The sequence below is a fragment of the Zafaria sp. Z1313 genome (genome assembly GCF_050563205.1).
Taxonomy (GTDB): Bacteria; Actinomycetota; Actinomycetes; order Actinomycetales; family Micrococcaceae; genus JAZDCJ01.
Map to the genome: position 1 here is coordinate 1 of NZ_JBNWUK010000019.1, position 18897 is coordinate 18897.

18 protein-coding genes and 1 tRNA gene are annotated in these 18897 nt (G+C 69.5%); 1 reads left to right on the forward strand and 18 read right to left on the reverse strand.

Annotation, left to right across the window (positions count from 1 at the left end; all coding sequences use genetic code 11):
- Positions 1-914, forward strand: a 914-nt coding sequence (locus tag ACQ3I4_RS13975) for an IS256 family transposase (protein WP_430632801.1), incomplete at its 5' end; no start/stop codon positions are given.
- Here ACQ3I4_RS13975 and ACQ3I4_RS13980 read toward each other — a convergent pair.
- The 18 genes from ACQ3I4_RS13980 to rplU form a co-directional block, all read right to left on the reverse strand.
- Positions 880-1260, reverse strand: coding sequence for an SMODS domain-containing nucleotidyltransferase (locus tag ACQ3I4_RS13980; protein WP_430633787.1), 381 nt, complete (start codon positions 1258-1260; stop codon positions 880-882). The two genes, ACQ3I4_RS13975 and ACQ3I4_RS13980, sit on opposite strands and share 35 nt — an antisense overlap.
- Entirely contained in the window at positions 1257-1820 is a 564-nt protein-coding gene (locus ACQ3I4_RS13985; protein ID WP_329863569.1) for an SLATT domain-containing protein, read from the reverse strand. Before ACQ3I4_RS13985 ends, ACQ3I4_RS13980 begins: the two co-directional genes overlap by 4 nt.
- A gap of 351 nt (positions 1821-2171) precedes the next feature.
- The gene (gene nrdF / locus ACQ3I4_RS13990) at positions 2172-3146 is read right to left on the reverse strand and encodes a class 1b ribonucleoside-diphosphate reductase subunit beta (protein ID WP_329863567.1); all 975 of its coding nucleotides are present in this window, start codon (positions 3144-3146) and stop codon (positions 2172-2174) included.
- An 89-nt stretch (positions 3147-3235) separates the two neighbouring features.
- Complete coding sequence (nrdE, locus tag ACQ3I4_RS13995) at positions 3236-5404, reverse strand: class 1b ribonucleoside-diphosphate reductase subunit alpha (RefSeq protein WP_430633788.1); 2169 nt, start codon at positions 5402-5404, stop codon at positions 3236-3238.
- Positions 5374-5853, reverse strand: coding sequence for a class Ib ribonucleoside-diphosphate reductase assembly flavoprotein NrdI (gene nrdI / locus ACQ3I4_RS14000; RefSeq protein ID WP_329863565.1), 480 nt, complete (start codon positions 5851-5853; stop codon positions 5374-5376). Before nrdI ends, nrdE begins: the two co-directional genes overlap by 31 nt.
- Positions 5854-5894: 41 nt before the next feature.
- Entirely contained in the window at positions 5895-6140 is a 246-nt protein-coding gene (nrdH, locus tag ACQ3I4_RS14005; RefSeq protein ID WP_430633789.1) for a glutaredoxin-like protein NrdH, read from the reverse strand.
- A 408-nt stretch (positions 6141-6548) separates the two neighbouring features.
- On the reverse strand, positions 6549-10349 hold the full coding sequence (locus ACQ3I4_RS14010; protein ID WP_430633790.1) for a S8 family serine peptidase: 3801 nt from the start codon (positions 10347-10349) through the stop codon (positions 6549-6551).
- A gap of 217 nt (positions 10350-10566) precedes the next feature.
- Complete coding sequence (locus tag ACQ3I4_RS14015; RefSeq protein ID WP_430633791.1) at positions 10567-10914, reverse strand: zinc ribbon domain-containing protein YjdM; 348 nt, start codon at positions 10912-10914, stop codon at positions 10567-10569.
- Between the two features lie 166 nt (positions 10915-11080).
- Positions 11081-11153, reverse strand: a tRNA-Ala gene (locus ACQ3I4_RS14020).
- An 87-nt stretch (positions 11154-11240) separates the two neighbouring features.
- Positions 11241-11636 carry a ribosome silencing factor gene (gene rsfS, locus ACQ3I4_RS14025; protein ID WP_430633792.1) on the reverse strand — a complete coding sequence of 132 codons (396 nt, stop codon included), beginning with the start codon at positions 11634-11636 and terminating at the stop codon, positions 11241-11243.
- A gap of 41 nt (positions 11637-11677) precedes the next feature.
- Entirely contained in the window at positions 11678-12880 is a 1203-nt protein-coding gene (locus tag ACQ3I4_RS14030; protein ID WP_430633793.1) for a hypothetical protein, read from the reverse strand.
- Between the two features lie 17 nt (positions 12881-12897).
- Positions 12898-13530: a nicotinate-nucleotide adenylyltransferase gene (gene nadD, locus ACQ3I4_RS14035; protein WP_329863578.1), complete on the reverse strand. Its 633-nt coding sequence runs from the start codon at positions 13528-13530 to the stop codon at positions 12898-12900.
- Positions 13523-13741: a hypothetical protein gene (locus ACQ3I4_RS14040; RefSeq protein ID WP_329863553.1), complete on the reverse strand. Its 219-nt coding sequence runs from the start codon at positions 13739-13741 to the stop codon at positions 13523-13525. The genes nadD and ACQ3I4_RS14040 overlap by 8 nt, the downstream gene beginning before the upstream one ends.
- 101 nt (positions 13742-13842) lie before the next feature.
- Positions 13843-15204, reverse strand: coding sequence for a glutamate-5-semialdehyde dehydrogenase (locus ACQ3I4_RS14045; RefSeq protein WP_430633794.1), 1362 nt, complete (start codon positions 15202-15204; stop codon positions 13843-13845).
- Positions 15205-15289: 85 nt separating this feature from the next.
- Positions 15290-16429: a glutamate 5-kinase gene (gene proB / locus ACQ3I4_RS14050; protein ID WP_329863549.1), complete on the reverse strand. Its 1140-nt coding sequence runs from the start codon at positions 16427-16429 to the stop codon at positions 15290-15292.
- Positions 16430-16431: 2 nt separating this feature from the next.
- Complete coding sequence (gene obgE, locus ACQ3I4_RS14055) at positions 16432-17988, reverse strand: GTPase ObgE (RefSeq protein ID WP_329863546.1); 1557 nt, start codon at positions 17986-17988, stop codon at positions 16432-16434.
- A gap of 129 nt (positions 17989-18117) precedes the next feature.
- Positions 18118-18372, reverse strand: a complete 255-nt coding sequence (gene rpmA / locus ACQ3I4_RS14060; RefSeq protein ID WP_329863544.1) for a 50S ribosomal protein L27 — start codon at positions 18370-18372, stop codon at positions 18118-18120.
- Between the two features lie 45 nt (positions 18373-18417).
- Positions 18418-18726, reverse strand: coding sequence for a 50S ribosomal protein L21 (gene rplU / locus ACQ3I4_RS14065; RefSeq protein WP_329863542.1), 309 nt, complete (start codon positions 18724-18726; stop codon positions 18418-18420).
- Between the last annotated feature and the right edge of the window lie 171 nt (positions 18727-18897).

The following is an 18897-nucleotide window of genomic DNA, read 5'->3' on the forward strand; positions in this document are numbered from 1 at the left end:
ATGAGATGGTCCTGTCGCTCTATGCCAAGGGCCTGACCACCGGGGAAATCAGCGCGCACTTCGCCGAGATCTACGGTGCGTCCGTGTCAAAGGAGACCGTCTCGCGGATCACCGACAGGGTGCTCGACGAGATGGCCGCGTGGCAAAACCGGCCGCTGGATGAGGTCTACGCGGCGATCTTCATCGACGCCATCGTCGTCAAGGTCCGCGACGGGCAGGTCGCCAACCGGCCCGTCTACGCCGCGATCGGCGTGACGCTGGAGGGTGAGAAGGACATCCTCGGCCTGTGGGCCGGCACCGGCGGTGAGGGCGCGAAGTTCTGGATGAGCGTGCTCACCGACATCAAGAACCGCGGCGTGAAAGACACCTTCTTCCTGGTCTGCGACGGCCTCAAAGGCCTGCCCGAAGTCGTCACCAACGTCTGGCCGCTGACAACCGTGCAGACCTGCATCATCCACCTGATCCGCAATACCTTCCGCCTGGCCTCGAAGAAGGACTGGGACGCGCTCAAACGGGACGTGAAGCCCATCTACACCGCCGTGAACGCTGCGGCCGCCAGGGCGGCGTTCGAGGAGCTCACCGAGCGCTGGGGCAAGAAATACGGGGCCATCGTGCGGCTGTGGGAGAACGCGTGGGAGGAGTTCATCCCGTTCCTGGACTATGACGTGGAAATCCGGCGCGTGATCTGCTCGACCAATGCGATCGAATCCCTCAACGCCAGGTACCGGCGCGCCGTGAAGGCCCGGGGTCATTTCCCCACCGAGCAGGCTGCGCTAAAGTGCCTGTATCTGGTCACCCGATCCCTCGATCCGACCGGTGCCGGCAAGACCCGATGGGCCGTGCGTTGGAAGCCCGCTTTGAACGCCTTCGCCATCACTTTCAGCGACCGATTCCCGGCCGCTGAAAGCTACTAAAAGAAACCGCCGGATACACCGTTAATGAGATAGTCCCGACCACGGCCGGTGAGGACACTCGGACTTCGGTCGTTGTGAACCTGGCCTTGAGTGAATCTCGTACTTTTGCGAGCGCCGTCGACGGGGTAGGCCTCGTGCCCTTCATCGACGCGAAGAAGTCGACGTCACTATAAATCGAGATGCCGGTTCCATGCGTGAGTGAACCGGTCTCGAACATTCCGAAAGTCCCCGGATGTTGCTCCAAACGGGCTGCAATTGAGTCCCGATGCGAGCGAGCAGCGTCGAATTGGGCCGGCGACGGAGTGAAGTAGGAGAGGAGTTCGTTCAGCTTTTGGGGAGCGGTCACTCGTTCGGATCCTTTGTGTCAATTGAATGCGTCTGGCCTCCGGCCGCCAAATTCTTTTTGGCGCTAACGTATGCGCGGCGGAGAACCGGCTCCGCGCCCCGGCTGATCTCCGCATATCTGTCCGTGAGGTTTCGCAGCCTGTCCCGGGCATCGTCATACTCGAGGCGCCCCAGGTCAATGAGCAGCAGCTGCCGTGCCTCCATCTGGATGTCCCGGTACGCATTCGCGGCAGTCGCAGCTCTGTCCGACCTGCGCTCAGCGCTTAGCGTGGTGGTCGTCGTTGCCAGGGCGGCGCTGAGCAGGCTGACAATTGCGGCGAAGACTTGCCACTCCTCGGAGACAAGCATGATTGTCCCGGCTACCGCAGCAAGAACGGCCGCGGGGATGCCGAGTTGCAGGTTGGTACTCCGCCATATCTTGGATTGCTCGAATTGGCTCTGCTGGGAATACCTCGCGTTCTCTTCGAGCCTTGAGAGCTCCGCTGCGATCGGCAGCAATGCTCCGGCGAGATCATTCGGCACGGCGAGAGCCGTACTTCCGGCGTCTGCTGTTGCAGTCACGTACACCCTCCCGTGGGGCAGCGGCAGCAGGCGATGGTTGTATGCCGCTGACCTCTTTATGGGGACCGGTCTATCCAAGCCGGTCCAGGAAATCCGAAAGTCTCGGCGGTGACATCAGCCGGACGTCGTCCCCGCGGCCTGCCCTCCTTCACCTGGTTCAGGCGCAGGTGTGCTCGGGCGGCCGCTCAGGGTGTGCATCACCCCCCGTGACAGGCTGGTTGGCACGACGACCGGTCCCTTCGGAAGCCAGTGCCTTGCCAACTAGCCTGTCACCTATGCCAAGTTGGCTGGCATACGCCAACTAACTTGTCACCTATGCCAAATAACTTGGCAACTCACACACACGGCAAGCTAGAACTCCCAGTCCTCGTCTTCCGTGTTCACGGCCTTGCCGATGACGTAGGAGGATCCGGAGCCGGAGAAGAAGTCGTGGTTCTCGTCCGCGTTGGGGCTCAGGGCGGAGAGGATCGCCGGGTTCACGTCGGTGACCGACGCCGGGAACATCGCCTCGTAGCCCAGGTTCATCAGGGCCTTGTTGGCGTTGTAGTGCAGGAACTTCTTGACGTCCTCGCTCAGGCCCACGCCGTCGTAGAGGTCGTGCGTGTACTGGACCTCGTTCTCGTAGAGCTCGAAGAGCAGCTCGAACGTGTAGTCCTTGAGCTCCTGGCGGCGCTCCTCGCTGAGCTTCTCGAGCCCCTTCTGGTACTTGTAGCCGATGTAGTAGCCGTGCACGGCCTCGTCGCGGATGATGAGGCGGATCAGGTCGGCCGTGTTGGTCAGCTTGGCCCGGGAGGACCAGTACATCGGCAGGTAGAAGCCGGAGTAGAAGAGGAAGGACTCGAGCAGCGTCGAGGCGACCTTCTTCTTCAGCGGGTCGTCGCCGTGGTAGTAGCCCTCGACGATCCGGGCCTTCTTCTGCAGGTTCTCGTTCTCCGTGGACCAGCGGAAGGCGTCGTCGATCTCCTTGGTGGAGCACAGCGTCGAGAAGATCGAGGAGTAGCTCTTGGCGTGGACCGATTCCATGAACGCGATGTTCGTGTAGACGGCCTCCTCGTGCTGCGTGACGGCGTCCGGGATGAGCGAGACGGCGCCGACCGTGCCCTGCAGGGTGTCCAGCAGGGTCAGGCCCGTGAAGACGCGCATCGTGAGCGTCTGCTCCTCGGGCGTCAGCGTCCCCCACGACTGGACGTCGTTGGACAGCGGCACCTTCTCCGGCAGCCAGAAGTTGTTCACGAGGCGGTTCCACACCTCGACGTCCTTCTCGTCCTGGATGCGGTTCCAGTTGATCGCCTCGACGTGGCCCAGCAGCTTGACCTTCTCGGTCATTTCTTCCCCTGACTTTCCTTCGTTGAATCCTTGGGTTCGGGTACGACGGCGGGCGCCCGCCCGCCGTCGTACCCTTCAGCCGTGCGCTGCTACAGCATGCACGAGACGCAGCCCTCGACCTCCGTGCCCTCCAGCGCGAGCTGGCGGAGACGGATGTAGTAGAGCGTCTTGATGCCCTTGCGCCACGCGTAGATCTGCGCCTTGTTGATGTCGCGGGTCGTGGCCGTGTCCTTGAAGAACAGCGTCAGGGACAGGCCCTGGTCCACGTGCTGGGTGGCTGCGGCGTAGGTGTCGATGATCTTCTCGTAGCCGATCTCGTACGCGTCCTGGTAGTACTCCAGGTTGTCGTTGGACAGGTACGGGGCCGGGTAGTACACGCGGCCGATCTTGCCTTCCTTGCGGATCTCGACCTTGGCCGCCACCGGGTGGATGGAGGAGGTCGAGTTGTTGATGTAGGAGATCGAGCCGGTCGGCGGCACGGCCTGCAGGTTCTGGTTGTAGATCCCGTGTTCCATGACGGAGGACTTGAGCGCCAGCCAGTCCTCGCGGGTCGGGATGTGCACGCCCTCGAACAGCTCGGCGACCTTCGCGGTCTGCGGCGTCCACTCCTGCTCGGTGTACTTGTCGAAGAACTCGCCGCTCGCGTACTTCGAGTCCTCGAAGCCGCCGAAGGCCGCACCGTGCTCGATCGCGAGCAGGTTGGAGGCTCGCAGGGCGTGGAACAGCACCGTGTAGAAGTAGATGTTGGTGAAGTCCAGGCCCTCTTCCGAGCCGTAGTGGACCCGCTCGCGCGCCAGGTAGCCGTGCAGGTTCATCTGGCCCAGGCCGATGGCGTGCGACTGCCGGTTGCCCTCGGCGATGGACGGGACGGAGGCGATGTAGGACATGTCCGACACCGCGCTCAGCGCGCGGATCGCGGTCTCCACCGACAGGCCGAAGTCCGGCGAGTCCATGGTCTTGGCGATGTTCATGGAGCCGAGGTTGCAGGAGATGTCCTTGCCGACCTCCGCGTAGCCGAGGTCCTCGGAGTACACCGAGGGCGAGGAGACCTGGAGGATCTCCGAGCACAGGTTGCTCATCGTCACCTTGCCCTTGACGGGGTTGGCGCGGTTCACGGTGTCCTCGAACATGATGTACGGGTAGCCGGACTCGAACTGGATCTCCGCGAGGGTCTGGAAGAACTCGCGGGCGTTGATCTTGGTCTTCTTGATCCGCGCGTCGTCGACCATCTCGTAGTACTTCTCGGAGACGGAGATGTCGGAGAACGGCACGCCGTAGACGCGCTGGACGTCGTACGGGGAGAAGAGGTACATGTCCTCGTTCTTCTTGGCCAGCTCGAACGTGATGTCCGGGATGACGACGCCGAGCGAGAGGGTCTTGATGCGGATCTTCTCGTCCGCGTTCTCGCGCTTGGTGTCGAGAAAGCGGTAGATGTCCGGGTGGTGCGCGTGCAGGTAGACGGCACCGGCTCCCTGGCGGGCACCGAGCTGGTTTGCGTAGGAGAAGCTGTCCTCGAGGAGCTTCATCACGGGGATGACGCCCGAGGACTGGTTCTCGATCTGCTTGATCGGGGCGCCGTACTCACGGATGTTGGTCAGCGACAGGGCCACGCCGCCGCCGCGCTTGGAGAGCTGCAGCGAGGAGTTGATGCCGCGCGCGATGGACTCCATGTTGTCCTCGATGCGCAGCAGGAAGCAGGAGACGAGCTCGCCACGCTGCTTCTTGCCGGCGTTGAGGAAGGTCGGGGTGGCCGGCTGGAAGCGGCCGTCGATGATCTCGTCGACGAGCCGGACGGCCAGCTCCTCGTCGCCGCGGGCGAGGTGGAGGGCGACCATGCAGACGCGGTCCTCGTAGCGCTCGAGGTAGCGCTTGCCGTCGAACGTCTTGAGCGTGTAGCTCGTGTAGAACTTGAAGGCGCCCAGGAAGGTCTCGAAGCGGAACTTCTTCTTGTAGGCCCGCGAGAAGAGGTCCCGCACGAAGTTCATCGTGTACTGGTCGAGCGTCTCGCGCTCGTAGTAGTCGTGCTTGATGAGGTATTCGAGCTTCTCGTCCAGGTCGTGGAAGAAGACCGTGTTGTTGTTGACGTGCTGCAGGAAGTACTGGCGCGCCGCGGCCCGGTCGGCCTCGAACTGGATGCGCCCGTCCTGGCCGTACAGGTTGAGCATGGCGTTCAGCTCGTGGTAGCCCAGCCCCGCGTACGCCGCGGGGACCTCCTTGCCGTCCGTGGTCACGGCCGGCTCTGCGACTGTTGTGTCCAAAACTCTTCCAATCCTTGGCGTACGTTGGACACGTCTTCGGGCGTGCCCATGAGTTCAAAGCGGTATAGCAGCGGAACGCCGCACTTGGCCGAGATCTTGCGGGCCGCGAGGCAGTAGGCCGTTCCGAAGTTGGTGTTGCCCGCACCGATCACCCCGCGTAGGAGGCTCCGGTTGCGTTCGTCGTTGAGGAACCGCACCACTTGCGGCGGTACGGAGTGCCGTCCCTCCTCGCCGCCGTAGGTCGGCAGGACCAGGACGAACGGCTCCGTGGCCACGAGGCGTGGCTCGTGGGGATAGAGCGGGATGCGCGCGGCGTCGAGCCCGACCTTGTCGATGAAGCGGGCCGTGTAGCCGGACACGGAGGAGAAGTAGACGAGCCCCAGGCCCGTCGTCTCCTCGGGCTCCGTGCCGGTCGACGGCGCGGCCGCGGCTGGTGCGCCGAGTGGCATCGCGTCCGCCTCCGTGGGTTGGTGCCGAGTGGTTCTTCGGGTCAGGCGACCGAGATCGTGGCGGCCTGCGCCAGTTCCTCGATCTTGTCCGGGCGGAAGCCGGACCAGTGGTCCGCCTCAGTGACGACGACGGGGGCCTGCATGTACCCGAGGGCCCGCACGCGCTCGAGCGCCGTGGGATCCTGGGAGATGTCCACGGACTGGTACGCGATCCCCTTCTTGTCGAGTGCGCGGTACGTCGCGTTGCACTGAACGCAAGCTGGCTTCGTGTAAACCGTGACGGTCATGGCCGGTGTCCCCTCGTGCAGATGATGGCTTGTTCTTCCGCCCCTTCCGGCGCCTCCGCACGTGGTGCGGCCGGCTGGATCCGGGGCGATTCGCGGGTTTGGTCCTTGGGGCCTCGCCAGCGATCTCAATACTACATCTAGTGCATGGCCGCGTCTTGGACCCCTAGATGATGTATTACAAGTATGTCATTTGAAAACCCTTTCGTCCACAGCCCGTGGGGATAAACGAGCCCCGGATTGCCGTGGAATCACGCCGATCCCGGCCCCGGGTCCACAGGGTGTGGAGTGCTCGTGCACAGCTTGAATCCACCGCGTGTCGCGTCCGCCCTGGCGTGTCGCGGACGACGCGGGGCGGGTGCCGGAAGCAACCGGCACCCGCCCTCGTCCTCCCTCGGAGTCCGCCACCCGCTACGGGCGAACGGTCACGACGAGCTCCGTGCTGGCCGTGGTCCCGGCGTCGTTGAAGAACTCGGCGACGTACCGGTGCCTCCCCGGTTCCAGGCCAGTCAGCGTGGTCCGGGCGGACTGCGCCTGCGGCGTGCGGGCCTCGAGCACCTGCTCGTCGACGACCCCGCCGTCCTCGAGCAACCGGTACCCGGTGGCGTTGGTGCCCCACCAGAGGTTCGCCACCAGCGTGGTGCCGGCGGTCGTCGCCGGGCCCTCGGTGGAGAGCACGGGGCGGCCCGGTGCGGCGTCGGACACCCTCACCGTGACCGGCGCCGACCAGGTGGATCCCGCGGAGTTGACGAGCTCGCCCGTGTAGACGTAGCTGCCGTTCGGCCGGCCCGTGATGCGCGTCGCGACGGACTGGGCGTTGGGGCTCGCGGCCTCCAGGCGGTGCACGGCGACGAGCTCGCCGTCCTCGTACAAGCGGAAGAGACTGCCGTTGCCGCCCCACCACAGGTTCATGGTGATCGAGTAGTCGCCGTCCATCAGCCCGGTGTCCCAGCCGTTGTCCGCTTGCAGCACGGGGGTGCCGGGGCGGGTGGCCTCGTCGTCGTCCGGGACGCCCGGCCCGGGCGTGCCCGGGTCCGGCTCGCCGGCGCCGGCGTCGCACGGCAGCGCCACGGGATCCTCGACGGCGGCCCCCGTGGTGATGGACACCGCCGTCGTCTCCTGAAGGCCGTCGTAGCGGATGACGGCCTGGTAGTGCGAGTCGGGCTTGAGCCCGCTCCACCGTACGGGGATCTCCAGGGGGACCCCCGCCGTGCCGTCGACGGAGGCCGGGAGCGCGAGTTCGGCGGCGGCGCCGTCGGACCCCTCCGCCATCACCGTCAGGTGCCACTCCGCCGAGCTCTGGCCCGCGGCGAACTGCCAGGCCTGGGCGTTGATCCGGTAGCCGCCCGCGACGGGGGCCTCGACGACGAGTCGCTCGTTGCGGCTGACCGAGGCCGCGCCGGTCCACGTCTGCGCGTAGAGGGACTCGGAGCTTCCCTTGCGGAAGAGGACCATGTCCAGGTCCGTGTTCGCGCCGTGGGCGTCCGTGAGCTCGAGCACGAGCCGCTCGGTGCCCTCGGGGACCTCGAACTCGTAGCCGATGGTCTCCTTGGCCGCCTCCACGCGCCCGCTGAACTCCGAGGCGCGGGCCGGCGCGGCGCCCGTCCGCCCCGGCCCCATCGAATACAGCGAGGTGCCGGAGTGGATCCAGCCCTCGGTGGCCCGGAAGTACTTCGCCTCCTGCAGCGCGGTCGAGCTCGGCACCACGGGCCCCGTCTCTCCCGGGACCACGGCGAGGCAGAGGCCGCCCGTCGTCCCGGTCCCTGCAACGGCGGCCGGGACCTGAAGGCCCACGGGGCGCAGCGCCACGGGAACGCGGATCGAATCCGCCCCGGGCCCCTTCCACAGCAGGTGGCCCTGGGCGAACCGGTCCAGCGGCGCCGTCGTCCGGGTGAAGGAGACCGTGTACTCGAGGCTCTGCCCGGGCCCCGTGAACTCGAGCCGTGCCGGTTCCACGGTCGCGGTGAAGCCCGGCACGTCGACGTCGGCCGTCCACGTTCCGGCGCGGAGCGACGTCGCGGTCCGGGTGACCCGGCGTGCCCCGACGACCTCGCCCGCGGCGATCGAGGGGATGTTCAGCTCCGTGCCGGAGACCGCCTCGGGGTGGGAGGGGTCGGCGACCCAGCGCCGGTAGCCCGTCCATTGTTCCGCCGGTGCCGGGTGGTAGAAGCCGGCGTCGAGGAAGCGTCCGGCGCCGACGTGGCCCGCGCCCTGCGCGAACACGTCGCGCGAGGCCCCGCCGTCGGGCGTCTTGAGGTCCACCGCGGTGCCCATCAGGGCCGAGCGGATCTCGTCCGCTCCCGCGAGGGGCCTCTCTCCGAGGTAGAGGGCCGCGAGCCCCGCGACGTGCGGCGAGGCCATCGAGGTCCCGGACATCACCACGTGGCGCGGCTCCCCGCCGTCCGGGTTGGCGCCCGCGGCGATGACCGTGGTGCCTGGGGCCGCGACGTCGGGCTTGAGCAGGTTCTGGGCGTCGGAGCGGATCGGGCCGCGGCTGGAGCTGCCGGCGATCTGCGGGACCGGGATGTCCACCGGATCGGAGGGCTCCTTGGCGAAGGCGGCCGTTCCGGTTCCGCTGGCCGCGTACTCCTTCACCGTGGCCCCCGCCTCGGCGCCGACATGGACTGCCGGGACGACGTAGTCGAGGGCCGCGAGGTCCGCGGCGCCCCCGGGGACGTTCACGAGGACCATCCCGGCTCCCCCGGCGCGCGCCACCTCCGCGGCCTTGTCGACGAGCGCGATCTCGCCGCGGTCGCAGACGACCACCGTGCCGGCGGCCTTCGACGGGTCCAGCGAACCCGCGTCGCACAGCACGGCCCGGGCGTTGCCGTCCAGCGACGCGTCCTGCCCGCGCACGAGCGCGGTCTGCGGCAGCCCGTCGCTCGGCACCGTCAGCGAATGCCCCGTGAAGGTCCGTCCGTCCCCGAGGACCAGATCGGACTGGGGGTTGGCGTAGGTGCTGTTCGCCACCGTGGTGATCCACGGCGAGGTGTTCCCGACCGTCGAGGCGCCCGGGCCCGAGTTGCCGGCCGAGGCGGCCACGAAGACCCCTGCGTTGACGGCGTTGAGGAAGGCGAGGTCGCTCGACCCCACGGACGTGGACGCCCCGCCGGAGGGGCCGATCGAGTAGTTGATGACGTCGACGCCGTCCTTGACGGCCTGCTCGATGGCCGAGACGAGGCCCAGGCTGTTGCAGCCGGCGGTGCCGTCCGCGTAGGACCAGCACGCCTTGTAGGAGGCGATCCTGGCCGCCGGGGCCACGCCCGAGATGCGCTGGCGGTGGCCCGGGCCGACGACGGCCTCGACGCCGAAGTTGCCCGCCGCGGTGCTGGCGGTGTGGGAGCCGTGCCCGTTGCCGTCGCGCGGGGAGTCGTACTCCCCCTGGGCCGGCGTGGCGATCGGCTGGGTGCCGAAGAGGAAGGAGCGGGCGCCGATGAGCTTGGTGTTGCACAGATCGGCCGTGAACTGCTGCCCCTCCTCGCATTCGCCCGTGAAGCGCTGCCCGTCCGCCTTGTCGAAGTGGATCAGGCCGCCCTGCCGGTAGGGTCGCCCTCCGGTGGCTTCGGTCCCGAGCGGCTCGCCCGCGAAGGACGGGTTCTCCGGCGCGATCCCGCTGTCGACGATGCCGACGACGATGCCCTCGCCCGCCGCCTCGGTCCCGCCCAGCGCGTCCCAGACGCCTCCGGTGCCGTCCGCATCGGCGCCAAGGCCCAGGAACTCGGTCGTCGATCCCTGCAGTTCCAGCATCTCGGCCGGTTCCACTGCCTCGACCCGCGGATCGGACGCCAGGGCCCGCACCTGCTCGGCGGTCAGCCGCGCCGCGAAGCCGTTCTCGACCACGGTGTACTCGTCGTAGACGCGGTCCTCGCCGAGCTTGACCGCCCGGCGCAGCCCGCGTTGCGCGGACAGGAGGTGGTCCTGGTAGCGCTTGACGCCGTCTTGGCGGAGGTCGAGCCTCGCGCCGTCCGCGGGGCGGGTCGAGCCCAGCCCGGCGACTCCCCCGTCGTAGGCGGCGACCGCGTCGTCGGCCAGCCGGACGAGGTAGTCCCCGGCCTCGACTGCGCGCCCGACCGGCGTCGACGAGGCCTCGGCCTCCGCGGCGGCCGGGGCGGCCCCGGCCGGTGACGACAGGGCGGCGGCGATGAAGCCGGCCGCGAGCATCCCGCCCGCGGCCGCGCGCAGGCGGCGCCTGATTGCCTGGTGTTCGTTCATGATCCCCGCTCGTGATCAGGGCCCCGGGCGACGTTGCACGGGGCCTGAAGGTGGGCATCCGGCGGGCCGGCGGAGGGCCGGCACGATCCGGATGCGAAGTGACCCTTTCAGAGTAAGCGGCGTGACTGCTTCTGTGAAGGGTGTGGCACCCATCAAAAAGGGCCGGGCATCGTGGTGATGCCCGGCCCTGATGGTCCGGCGATGGCGCGGACGACGCTCAGATCTTCTTGACGACGCTCGACTTCAGCTGCAGGGGCCCGAAGCCGTCGACCTTGCAGTCGATGTCGTGGTCGCCCACGCCGTCGACGAGGCGGATGTTCTTGACCTTGGTCCCCACCTTGATGGGCCCGGCGGCTCCCTTGACCTTGAGGTCCTTCACGACCGTCACGGTGTCCCCGTCGGCGAGCACGTTGCCGACGGCGTCGCGGATGACCCGCTCCTCCTCGGCCTCCGGCCCCGCTTCCTGGCTCCACTCGTGGCCGCATTCGGGGCAGGCCCAGAGCGCACCGGTTTCGTAGGCGTAGTGCCCCGCGCACTCGGGGCAGGCAGGCGACGCATCAGTCATGCCCACCAGCTTAGGCCCGTCCCGACGCGCCGAAGGACCGTGATCCGTGCGCCGCCCGCCCGCGCGTCGGACTCCGGCGCCCGGGACTCCTTCGGAAGCAGGGACCCCGTGGGAAGCAGCAAGGCCCCGTCCGAAGACGGGGCCTTGCCCAAAATACTCGCATCCGTGGAGGTAAGGGGATTCGAACCCCTGACCTTCTGCATGCCATGCAGACGCGCTACCAACTGCGCCATACCCCCGGAAGGGCGTCCCGCGGCGGACCGCTGGACAACTCATCCATCATAGGACATGCCGTTTCCGGCGCGCAAATCCGCCGACGGCGGGATTCAGCCCGCGTCGGCGGTACCCTCCGCGGCGGTCTGCTGGGCGGGAAGCGGGATGACGGGGCAGTCGCTCCACAGACGCTCCAGGGCGTAGAAGACGCGGTCCTCGTTGTGCTGGACGTGGATGACCACGTCGAGGTAGTCGAGAAGGACCCAGCGGCCCTCTCCCCTGCCCTCGCGGCGCACGGGATTCAGGTCCAGGCGGGTGTTCAGCGCGTCCTCGATGCCGTCGACGATGGCGTTGACCTGCCGCTCGCTCGAGGCCGAGGCGATGAGGAACGCGTCGGTGATGCCGAGGCGCTCGCTGACGTCGAGCGCGACGAGGTTCTCCGCGAGCTTGTCCACCGCGGCGGCCGCGGCCGTCTGGATGATGTCCAGGGAATGGTCGTTGATGGGCACTTTTCTCCTTGGGCCCCGCGCGTCGGGCGCCGGGTGTGGGTTTAGAGGGAATTGATGAACAGGACGAGTCCCGCGAGGAAGGTCGCGGCTCCGAGCGCCAAGGCGGCGACGGAGAGCAGGAGCACGCGGTTGGCGCGGCGCCCGCCGGCGGTGAGGTAGTCGAGCGGCTCGAGCCCCTGGGCGGACCTGGCCTGGACCGGGGCCGCGTCCTGCTCGGAGGCCGGGACCACGCGGGGCGTATCGGCGTCCGCCGTCGGCCGTCCGGGAACGACGGCGCCGCCCTCCACCGCGTCGGCCTCCGCCCCGGTGCCGTGCCCCGTGGTGGCGGAACGGTCGGCGTCGAGCCTCCGCGCGTCCGCCATGGCGGCCCGTGGCAGCTCGATGCTGACGCCGCTGGTCAGCGGCCCGTGGACGCCCGTGTTCGCGAGCTCGCGCTCGGCCCGCGCGTCCCGCAGCTGGTTCATGGCGCCGGTGAACGGATCGGAGCGCACCTGCTCCAGCCGCTGGGAGTTCGCGGCCTCGAGCCTGCGGCGTTCGGCGACCCTCCGATTGATGATGGCGGCGCGGGCGGCATGCTCCCGCTGCCGGGCCAGGACCTCGAGGTCGATGAGGCCCGTCTCCGAGGCCGCGGGTCCCTCGGCGCCGTCGCCCACGGCCGCGGCGCGCCGCGCCGCGAGGGCCTCCTCGACGCTCATCTGCCCCTCGCCGACCGGCGCGGCGCCGGCGTCATCCGAAGCACCCCCGGCCGGACCCCCGCCGGGATCCGCCGGCGTGGCCCCGTCGTCGTCCTGCGTCGCCGGGCCCGTGCCGCCGACCGCGGTCCCCGGCTCCTGCATCGCGGCGCGCGCGGCGGCCAGGGCCCGCAGGCGCAGTTCGCGTCGGGTCATCGGGGACGGATCGTCTCCCGGGGAGACGGGTTCCGGGGCATAGGACGCGAGCGAGCGCTGCCGGCGCAGGGCCTCCCGGTCGCGTGCCCGCTGCAGGGACGTGCGCTCGGAGCGCTCCGGGACGGCGTCGACGGGGCCGGGGGCCGCGCGACGGCTCCGGTTGGCCCGCGCGACCCGCCGCGCGGTCTCCTCTTCGGACTCCACGGGCGCCGCGGGACCGGGCGCGGCCGGACGTGCGGCCTCCGCGGCCCCGGCCGCGGGGGGCTCGACCGGCAGACCGCTGGCATCCGCCTGGGCGGCCCTGCGCTTCTCGCGCAGAGCCCTCCTGCTCAGGGCGGACCCGTCCTCGTCGCTCATGCCGTCTCTCTCCCGGATCAGGCGCCGTCGGCGCCGCCGTCGTCGTTGTATAGCTGGTGCTTGGCGATGTACTGCACCACGCCGTCCGGCACCAGGTACCAGACGGGCTTGTGGCTGCGGACGCGTTCACGGCAGTCCGTCGACGAGATGGCCATCGCCGGGACCTCCAGGAGGCTGATGTCCTGGCGGCCCAGGTCGGGCAGCTCGTGGCCGGGCCTCGTCACGCCGACGAAGTGGGCCAGGCTCCACAACTCGTCGATGTCCTTCCAGGACATGATCTGCTCGAGCGCGTCCGCGCCCGTGATGAAGAACAGCTCCGCGTCCGGTCGCTGGCGCCGCAGGTCGCGCAGCGTGTCGATCGTGTAGGTCGGCCCCGGGCGGTCGATGTCGACCCGGCTCACGGTGAAGCGCGGGTTCGAGGCGGTGGCGACGACGGTCATGAGGTAGCGGTCCTCGGACGCCGAGACGCGGCGGTCGGACTTCTGCCAGGGCCGGCCAGTGGGGACGAACACGACCTCGTCCAGGCCGAACTCGGCCGCCACCTCGCTGGCGGCGACGAGGTGGCCGTGGTGGATGGGATCGAACGTGCCGCCCATCACCCCCAGGCGGACCGGCCTCGTGGCCGTGCCCGCTGCGGCGGAATCAGTGATGGCCGTGCTTGTTGGTGTGCTGGCGGTGGGTGTCGGCGACCTCCGCGTGGGCCTCGTGCCGCCGGCCGACGTTGGTGAAGGAGACGGTGATGAGCAGCAGCACCAGGAAGACGGCGAAGATCGAACCGCCGACCAGGAGGGCCTGGTTGGCTGCGCTCTCGGCGGCGTGCTCCGTTGCGGCCACGGCCGCTCCCACGTACTGGTTCAGCATGTCTCTCCCTAGGACTCAAGATGCGCGCCCCGGGCCCGGCTCGCGTCCGGAGGAGGGGCAGTTGCTTTGCTCCCCCCTATGTTACCCATGTTGCTGGTGCTCTACGAACGGACGTGGCCGTCGCCCTGCACGATCCACTTGGTCGTGGTCAGCTCGCGCAGTCCCATGGGGCCGCGTGCGTGCATCTTCTGCGTCGAGATGCCGATCTCCGCGCCGAGTCCGAGCTGGCCGCCGTCGGTGAAACGCGTGGACGCATTGACGATGACGGCCGCGGAGTCGACCTCGCGGATGAAGCGCTCGGCGTTGGCGAGGTCGTTGGTGAGGATCGCCTCGGTGTGGCCCGTGGACCAGCGCCTGATGTGCTCCATGGCCTCGTCCAGGCCGTCGACGACGGCGACCGCGAGGTCCAGGTTCATGTACTCGGAGCCCCAGTCCTCCTCCGTCGCGGGCACGGTGGCCAGCTCCGGTACGAGGGCCGCGGCGCGTTCGTCGACGTGGAGCCGCACGCCGGTCCCCGCGAGCGCCTCGAGCACGGCGCGCCCCGCCCCCGCGTCGCGGTGGATCAGGAGCGTCTCGACGGTATTGCAGACCGAGGGCCGCTGGGTCTTGGCGTTGAGCAGGATCGGGACGGCCGCCTCGGCGTCGGCGGACGCGTCGAGGTAGATGTGCACGTTGCCCTCGCCCGTCTCGATGACGGGCACGGTCGCATTGCGCACGACGGACTGGATGAGGGAGCGCCCCCCGCGGGGAATCAGGACGTCGACCTTGCCGCGGGCCGCCATGAGCACGGTGGCCCCCTCGCGCCCGTAGTCGTCGACGCTCTGCACCGCGTCCTCGGGCAGCCCGGCCGAGCGCAGCGCGTCGCGGATGAGGTGCAGGAGGGCGAGGTTGGTCTCGGCGGCGGCCGAGCCGCCGCGCAGCAGCACGGCGTTGCCGCTCTTGAGGGCGAGGCCGGCGATGTCGACCGTGACGTTGGGCCGGGCCTCGTAGATGGCGCCGACGACGCCCATGGGGACGTGGACCTGGCGCAGCCTGAGGCCGTTGGGCAGGGTCTGCCCCCGCAGGACGGATCCGACGGGGTCGGGCAGGCCCTCCAGTTCCCCGAGCGCGGCGATCAGGCCGTCGACGCGGGCGTCGTCGAGCCGCAGCCGGTCGAGCAGGGCGTCGGCGGTGCCGGCCTCGCGTTCGCGGGCCACGTCCTTCGCGTTGGCGGCGAGCACCGCGGCGCGCCGGGCGTCGAGCTCGCGGGCGATGGCCGCGAGTCCGCGGTCCTTCCAGTCCCGGTTGGCGCGCGCCAGGACTCGCGATGCGGTGCGGGCGCGGTCGGCGCGGCGCCCGATCTCCTCGGCCGCGGTGGCTCGCTCCCTCGCGGGCTCCGGCAGCGAGGACGACGGCGAGGCCTCCGTCGCGTCGTGGACGGCGGGGTCCTGTGCGGGCACGGCTTCGGGAACGGTGTGGCTCATGGACCCAGCTTAGCGACGCCGCGGGCGTCCTCCCAGCTTCGTGAAGCCCGCACGGGTGGTGACCGCGACCGGTACCGGGGCGACGCTAGACGAGCACGAGGTCGTCGACGTGGACGACGACGCGCTCGAAATGCGCGCCGAGCGATCGCGCGAGCTCCCGTGTGCCCCGCCCCAGCATCTCGGGCAGCTCCCCCGAGGAATAGTTCACGAGGCCGCGCGCCAGGACGTGGCCGGTACGATCCGCGATCTCGACGGCGTCGCCGGCCTCGAAGTCCCCCTCGACGCCCGTGATCCCGGCGGGCAGGAGGGACTTGGACCCCGTCGCGACGGCGGCGACGGCGCCGTCGTCGAGGACGAGGCGGCCCTGCGTGCTGGCCAGGTGGGCGAGCCAGAGCAGGCGTGCGGGGCGCCGGGTACCACGGGAGGCGAACCAGGTTCCCACGTCCTCCCCGGCCAGGGCCCGGGCCGCGTTGGAGGTCGAGGTGACGAGGGCGGGAATCCCGGATTCGGCGGCGATGGTCGCGGCCTGGACCTTGGTGGCCATGCCGCCCGTGCCGACGCCGGCCGCGCCGGTGCTGCCGATCCGGATGCCCTCGAGGTCCTCGGCCCGGCCGACGTGCGGGATGCGGGTGGCGCCCTCGGCGGGCGGGCCGTCGTAGAGGGCGTCGACGTCGGAGAGCAGGACGAGGGCGTCGGCCTTGACGAGGTGCGCGACGAGGGCGGCGAGGCGGTCGTTGTCCCCGAAGCGGATCTCGTGCGTCGCCACCGTGTCGTTCTCGTTGACGATCGGCACGACGCCGAGGGCGAGGAGCCGTGCAAGGGCGCGGAACGCGTTGGCGTACTGCTGGCGCCGGATCAGGTCGTCCGCCGTGAGCAGGACCTGCCCGACCGTCACGCCGTGGGCGCCGAAGGCCTGCGTGTACCGGGCCATGAGCAGGCCCTGGCCGACGCCGGCTGCGGCCTGCTGCGTGGCGAGGTCACGGGGGCGGCGTTCGAGCCCCAGCGGCGCGAGCCCGGCCGCGATCGCGCCGGAGGAGACGAGGATGAGCTCGGTACCGGCGTTGCGCACGGTGGCGAGGCGGTCCACGAGCTCCGCGAGCGCGGGCTCGGAGATGCCGCCCGTGACCGTGGTCAGCGACGAGGAGCCGACCTTGACGACGAGCCGGCGTGCCTGCGGCAGGTGGGACCGCCGGAGGATGGAGGAGGCCTTGCGGTTCTGGCGCATGCTCAGTCGTCGTCCCCCGGCGCGCGGTGCTTGTAGTTCACCGACTCGGTCCAGATGCCGGCCTTGCGCTCGGCCTCGAGCTCGGCGCGGGCCGCGGCCTTGGCGTCGCGGCGTTCCTGCTGTTCCTGGCGCTTCTGCCCGCGTGTGGGCCGGTTGGTCTCCTCGAGGCGGACGTCCTGTCCGCGCCGGGAGCCGAGCAGTTCCGCCCCGGCGGCCATGGTGGGCTCCCAGTCGAAGACGACGCCGGTGGAGTCGTCGCCGATGACGACGGCGTCGCCGGGCGTGGCGCCCATCTTGAACAACTCGTCCTCGACGCCGAGCTTCGCGAGCCGGTCGGCGAGGTAGCCGACGGCCTCGTCGTTGGTGAAGTCGGTCTGCATGACCCAGCGCACGGGCTTCTCGCCGAGCACGCGGAAGAGCGGCTCGAGGTTGCGCTCCTCCCGGCGGATCGAGAATCCGCGGGCGTCGACGCCGCGGGGGCGCAGGACCTGGACGGGGGCGGGGGCGGGCGTGGCCTCGCGGTGCGCCCGCGCCTCGTCGACGAGGCCGGCCATGGCGAACGTGAGCTCGCGGAGTCCCTCCCGGTTCAGGGCCGAGACCTCGAAGACGCGGTAGCCGCGCTGCTCGAGTTCCGGGCGGACGAACTTCGCCATGTCCTCGCCGTCGGGCATGTCGACCTTGTTCAGCGCGATGAGCCGGGGGCGTTCGTTCAGGGGGACGGCATCGCCGTCGGAGAAGCCGGAATCAACCGCGTAGGCGGCGAGCTCGGCCTCGATGACCGCGAGGTCGGAGAGTGGGTCGCGGTCCGATTCCAGGGTGCCGCAGTCGAGGACGTGCACGAGCGCCGCACAGCGCTCGACGTGGCGCAGGAACTCCAGGCCCAGGCCGCGCCCTTCGCTCGCGCCGGGGATGAGTCCGGGCACGTCGGCGACGGTGAAACGGACCTCGCCGGCTTGGACGACGCCCAGGTTCGGCACGAGGGTCGTGAACGGGTAGTCGGCGATCTTGGGGCGGGCGGCGGACATCGCCGCGATGAGGCTGGACTTGCCGGCGGAGGGGTAGCCCACGAGGGCGATGTCGGCGACGGTCTTCAGCTCGAGGACGATGTCCCGCGCGGAGCCGGGAAGGCCGAGCAGGGCGAAGCCGGGGGCCTTGCGCTTGGCGGAGGCGAGCGCGGCGTTGCCGAGCCCGCCCTGCCCCCCGGCGGCGGCGGTGAACTCGGCGCCCTCGCCCATCAGGTCCGCGAGGATGTTCCCCTCGCGGTCCTTGACCACGGTCCCGTCCGGGACGGGCAGGACGAGCGACTGGCCGTGCTTGCCGGGGCGGTTGTCGCCCTTGCCGCCCTCGCCGTTGCCGGCGTGGCGGTGCGGCAGGTGGTGGTAGTCCAGCAGGGTCGTGGCCTGGTGGTCGACGCGGAGCACCACGTCTCCCCCGTTGCCGCCGTTGCCGCCGTCGGGGCCGCCGAGCGGCTTGAACTTCTCACGCTTGATGGACACGCAGCCGTGGCCGCCGGTTCCTCCGGAAACGTGAAGGACGACGCGGTCGATGAACGCTGCCACGGCTGGACTCCTCTGTGTGCTGCTGGTCGTGCAGGCCGGCGCGAAGCTGCGCGCCGCTGGAATGCGACTGGAGGGCGGGCCGAACGGCCCGCCCTCCAGTCTAGTAAAGCTCTGTCTCGTCCGGTCCGACTAGTCGGCGGAGACGATGTTGACGACGCGGCGCCCGCGACGGGTGCCGAACTCGACGGCTCCCGCGGCGAGGGCGAACAGCGTGTCGTCGCCACCGCGGCCGACATTGGCGCCCGGGTGGAAGTGGGTTCCGCGCTGGCGGACGATGATCTCGCCGGCGGAGACGACCTGGCCGCCGAAGCGCTTCACGCCGAGGTACTGGGCGTTGGAGTCGCGGCCGTTGCGAGTGGAGCTCGCACCCTTCTTATGTGCCATTGAATGTGCCTACCTTCAAATCGGGGGTTGCTGGTCTCCGGCGCCCTAGGCGATGGAGGTGACCTTGACCTTCGTCAGCGCGGAGCGGAAGCCCTGGCGCTTCTTGTAGCCGGTCTTGTTCTTGTACTTCTGGATGACGATCTTCGGACCGCGGAGGTTCTCGACGACCTCGGCGGTCACGGTCACCTTGGCCAGGTCCTGGGCTGCGGAGGTCACCTTGTCTCCGTCGACCAGCAGCAGCGCGGGAAGCTCAATGGTGCCGCCAGCTGCCACCGGAACGCGGTCAAGGGTCACAAGGTCTCCGACGGAAACCTTCTCCTGGCGGCCGCCAGCGCGGACAATCGCGTACACCACTTTGGAACTCACTTCTCTCGACATTGATATCTCTAACTGCGCATCAGGGTCTCCGGGATGGATGCCTGGGGTTGCGCCGTGCTGTCACGCCGAGCGGAAAGTTCCGATGAGCGGCGTTCGCACCGAAGATCTAGATTACGCTAGTCGGCCCCGCCGGGGCAAATACATCCT